This window comes from Bradyrhizobium sp. YR681, assembly GCF_000282615.1.
Lineage (GTDB): Bacteria > Pseudomonadota > Alphaproteobacteria > Rhizobiales > Xanthobacteraceae > Bradyrhizobium.
In genome coordinates, this window is the sequence record NZ_AKIY01000137.1 from 1 (window position 1) to 4,047 (window position 4,047).

The 4,047-nt window shown below is 63.2% G+C and carries 6 protein-coding genes; 1 reads left to right on the forward strand and 5 read right to left on the reverse strand.

The genetic code is table 11. The features are described from left to right. From PMI42_RS12230 to PMI42_RS12245, 4 genes are all read right to left on the reverse strand, one after another. Positions 1 to 753 (reverse strand): adenylate/guanylate cyclase domain-containing protein (locus tag PMI42_RS12230; RefSeq protein WP_035965396.1); only part of this gene is annotated, 753 nt, incomplete at its 3' end. Positions 754 to 808: 55 nt separating this feature from the next. After that, the gene (locus PMI42_RS12235; protein ID WP_008134233.1) at positions 809 to 1,276 is read right to left on the reverse strand and encodes a YbaK/EbsC family protein; all 468 of its coding nucleotides are present in this window, start codon (positions 1,274 to 1,276) and stop codon (positions 809 to 811) included. Between the two features lie 27 nt (positions 1,277 to 1,303). After that, the gene (locus PMI42_RS12240; RefSeq protein WP_008134234.1) at positions 1,304 to 2,035 is read right to left on the reverse strand and encodes a haloacid dehalogenase type II; all 732 of its coding nucleotides are present in this window, start codon (positions 2,033 to 2,035) and stop codon (positions 1,304 to 1,306) included. Positions 2,036 to 2,103: 68 nt separating this feature from the next. After that, positions 2,104 to 2,526: a winged helix-turn-helix transcriptional regulator gene (locus PMI42_RS12245; RefSeq protein ID WP_008134236.1), complete on the reverse strand. Its 423-nt coding sequence runs from the start codon at positions 2,524 to 2,526 to the stop codon at positions 2,104 to 2,106. A gap of 84 nt (positions 2,527 to 2,610) precedes the next feature. Between PMI42_RS12245 and PMI42_RS12250 the strand changes: the two genes are divergently transcribed. Then, positions 2,611 to 3,345: an SDR family NAD(P)-dependent oxidoreductase gene (locus PMI42_RS12250; RefSeq protein WP_008134238.1), complete on the forward strand. Its 735-nt coding sequence runs from the start codon at positions 2,611 to 2,613 to the stop codon at positions 3,343 to 3,345. Between the two features lie 52 nt (positions 3,346 to 3,397). On the opposite strand, the gene PMI42_RS12255 is transcribed toward PMI42_RS12250, so the two are convergent. Next, the coding region (locus tag PMI42_RS12255) for an amidohydrolase family protein (protein WP_008134239.1) at positions 3,398 to 4,047 on the reverse strand (650 nt) is incomplete at its 5' end.

Below are 4,047 nucleotides of genomic sequence, written 5' to 3' on the forward strand. Positions count from 1 at the left end.
GTTTGGCCAGTGGAACCAGATCTTATGGCCAGTGAAAAGATTGATCAGAATCAGGAAGGCCGACACCGTGAGAGCCGCTGCAAGCGGGCGGGGCAGCTTTCCCAGCCAATGCGAGACGACGTTCGTCGACGTAGACGGTTGGCGGCTGAGGTCCATCCGCGGAGCGCGTGCCCTCTCTGAAGGAGCTGCGCCCTCATTGATCGCGAAGTTTCCCAGCCCGGCGGTCTGGCCGCCGAGGGTCAGCCGATAGCTGGTCAGGGGCGCAATGTTCTTCATGGGGCGCTGGCCGAGACAGTCGAAGCCGACCGACATCTTGTTGTGCACCTGATCGTAGACGGAGCTCGAGATCACGACGCCGCCGGGTTCAGCGAGCTCCTGCAGGCGTGATGCGATGTTGACGCCGTCACCGTAGATATTGGTGCCGTCCACCATGACATCGCCGAGGTTGATGCCGATACGGAATCGCATTGGGTTCGCTTGGGGCGGGGCCGACTCCTGATTGGAAGCTTCCTGCTGGATTTCGATCGCGCATTGCACGGCTTCGACGACACTGGCGAATTCGGCGATCACGGCATCGCCCCAGGTATTGACGATGCGGCCGTCATGCCGCTCGACCAATCGCGCCATGGCAGCGAAGTAGCGGCGGAGTGTCTCCAGCGTTCCGGTCTCGTCGGCTTCCATGAGACGAGAATAGCTGTGCACGTCGGCGCACAGCACGGTGGTCAGTCGTCGTTTCACTTTGTCGTCGGTCATGGTTCCTACATTAGCCTCCCCAACCGACAAATGCATCAGGCGTCCCGCAGCGGCCTTACGGCCTGACCTCGCAGACATCGACCCATTCGGCTGCGGTGAGCTCGGCCATCCGTTCCGGCGTGATGCGCACCGCGCTGTGGGTCGAGCCTGCGGCCGGCACCACCACGTCGAACGCCTTCAGCGAGACGTCGCAATAGACCGGCAGCGGCGACTTCAGCCCGAACGGGCAGACGCCGCCGACCTCGTGACCGGTGATCTCGGCGACCTCTTCCAGCCCCAGCATCTTCGGCTTGCCGCCGAACGCCGCCTTCACCTTCTTGTTGTCCATTCGCGAAGTGCCTGCGGCGACGATCAGGATGACGCGCTCGCCGATCCGCAAGGACAGTGTCTTGGCGATCCGCCCGGGCTCGACGCCATAGGCTTCGGCAGCCAGCGGCACGGTCGCCGAACTGATCGGAGATTCGATGACTGATATGTCGGGGGCTTTTTCGGCGAAGAAGGCGCGAACGGATTCCAGGCTCATTCACAACTCACGGGCGGGCGGCGATACTTATGCGATCTTTGCCAGTTCGGAGAGCGAACGGATGCGGTGGTCCGGCGCAAAGCCGAGCTCGTCCATCTGGGTGCGGATCGCCTTGAACATCGTCAGCGGTGCCACGAGTTCGGTCTCGACGCAAGCCAGCGCCATCGCCTCCGGCGTCACCCGCTCGATCCAGGCGACGTTCAGTCCGAACGCCTTGGCGCCTGCCACGTCCCAGGGATTGGACGAGACGAACAGCACCTCGTCCGGCCTGGTGCCGAGCACCTCGCCGATCAGCGTGTAAGCCTCCGGCGACGGCTTGAAGATCCTGTTCGCATCGACGCTGATGGTGGCATCGAGCAGGCGGTCGAGGCCGGAGTTGCGCACCAGCGCGTTCAGCATGTCCGGACTGCCATTGGAGAGGATGGCGAGTTGACGCGGCCTCAGCGCCGCAAGCGCAGCGGCTGCATCCGGATAGAGATCGAGATGTCGATACTTGTCGATGATGCGCTCGAACGCCTCGCTGTCGTAGGCAAGCCCGAGCACGCGCAGCGTATAGGCGAGCGAGTCCCGCGTGACCGCGCCAAAATCCTGGTAGCGCCGCATCAGCGAGCGCAACCAGGTGTATTCGAGCTGCTTGATCCGCCAGATCTGCGTGATGATCTCGCCATAGCCCGGAAACGCATCCTCGGTGATCTCAGCGACCGACTGGATGTCGTAGAGCGTTCCGTAGGCGTCGAAGACGACGGCTTTGAGGGGCATCGGCTGGTCCTCCTGCAGCGTGGCGGGCGAAAGACTATACTCCCGCCAAGCGAAACGGAGCGGTCAGGTTACCGTGCTCCGGTGTTCGAGGTGTCTCTCTGCGCGAAGACCCGGCTGACTTCTGCGACGTGGGTCTCGCCCCAGGAGCAGAGCGGGACGAGGGCCTCAGCCAGACTACGGCCCAAGGGTGTGAGGCTGTAATCCACCCGCGGTGGCACCTCCTTGTAGTCGGTCCGCTTCACGAGACCGTCGGCCTCGAGCTCCTTGAGCTGCTGGATGAGCATCTTGTCGCTGACGTCGCGTACCGCTCGCCGGAGTTCGCCGTAACGGGTCGGGCCGCCCTGGGCGAGGAAGTACAGGATCAACGGTTTCCACTTGCCGGCGATAACCCGCAGGGTCGCGTCGAGGCCGCAAGTGAAGCCTGGCAAAGTCGGCGTGCAACTCTGGACGGACGGTGAGGTCTGCGCGGAATTAACGATGGGGTCTGACATTTTCTGGCGCTTACCAAAAGGTGCATACTTGTCGATAGGTGGGTAGGCCGCCAGCTCAGTGCAACCCTAATGAAGGAGCACATCATGAGCAGACTACAAGGCAAGACGGCAGTGGTGACCGGCGGAGGAACCGGCATCGGATTCGGAGCCGCCAAACGGTTCATCGACGAAGGCGCGTTCGTCTACCTCTTCGGGCGTCGGCAGGAGCAGCTCGACGCCGCCGTTGCGAAGCTGGGTTCCTCGGCGCGCGCGATCAGGGGCTCGGTGACGGATCTGTCGGACCTCGACCGGCTGTATGCGACCGTTAAAGCCGAACGCGGCGCGCTCGACATCCTGTTCGCCAACGCCGGCACCGGATTGTTCGCACCACTCGGCGAGATCACGGTCGAGCACTACGACCACATCTTCGACGTCAATGTGAAAGGACTGGTGTTTTCGGTGCAGAAGGCGCTGCCGCTGATGAAGCAGGGGGCGTCGATCATCCTGACCGGCTCGAGCACGGGGGTGATGGGGACGCCGCAGTTCAGCATCTACAGCGCGACCAAGGCTGCGGTTCGGAATCTGGCACGCAGCTGGGCGCAGGATCTGCGCGGCACCGGCATCCGCGTCAATGTGCTGTCGCCGGGGCCGATCAAGACGGAGCTTGCGCTGGAGATCGTGGGCGAGGAAGCGTTCGACGCGCTTGGAAGCACGACGCCGCTCGGGCGCGTGGCAGCCCCGTCGGAAACGGGCGCGGTCGCCGCGTTCCTGGCGTCCTCCGACAGCAGCTTCATGACCGGCAGCGAGGTGTTCGTCGACGGAGGCCTCGCGCAGGTCTGATGCTTTGAGCATGAGGGCTTCGGTCGCTCGATCGAAGCCCTCGATGCGTTTGTTAGATCCCCAGCAGCTTGCGTGCGTTGGCCTTCAGCACCTTCGGCCTGATCTCGTCGCGGATCTCGATCTTGGCGAAGTCCGACAGCCAGCGGTCCGGCGTGATCACCGGCCAATCCGAGCCGAACAGCATCTTGTCCTGCAGGATCGAGTTGATGTAGCGCACCAGGATCGGCGGGAAATACTTTGGCGACCAGCCGGAGAGGTCGATATAGACGTTCGGCTTGTGGGTCGCGACCGACAGCGCCTCTTCCTGCCAGGGGAAGGAGGGATGGGCGAGGATGATCTTGAGGTCGGGGAAATCGGCCGCGACGTCGTCCATGTACATCGGGTTGGAATATTTCAGCCGCATGCCCATGCCGCCGGGCATGCCCGAGCCGACGCCGGTCTGGCCGGTGTGGAACAGCGCGATCGCGCCGCCATTGTTGATCTCTTCGTAGAGCGGGTAGGCCATGCGATCGTTGGCGTAAAAACCCTGCATGGTCGGATGAAATTTGAAGCCGCGCACGCCGTACTCCTCGATCAGCTTGCGCGCCTCGCGCACCCCGAGCTTGCCCTTGTGCGGGTCGATCGAGACGAAGGGAATGAGGACGTCGAGATGGTCGGAGGCGATCTCCAGCATCTCCTCGTTCTTGTAGCGGCGGAAGCCGG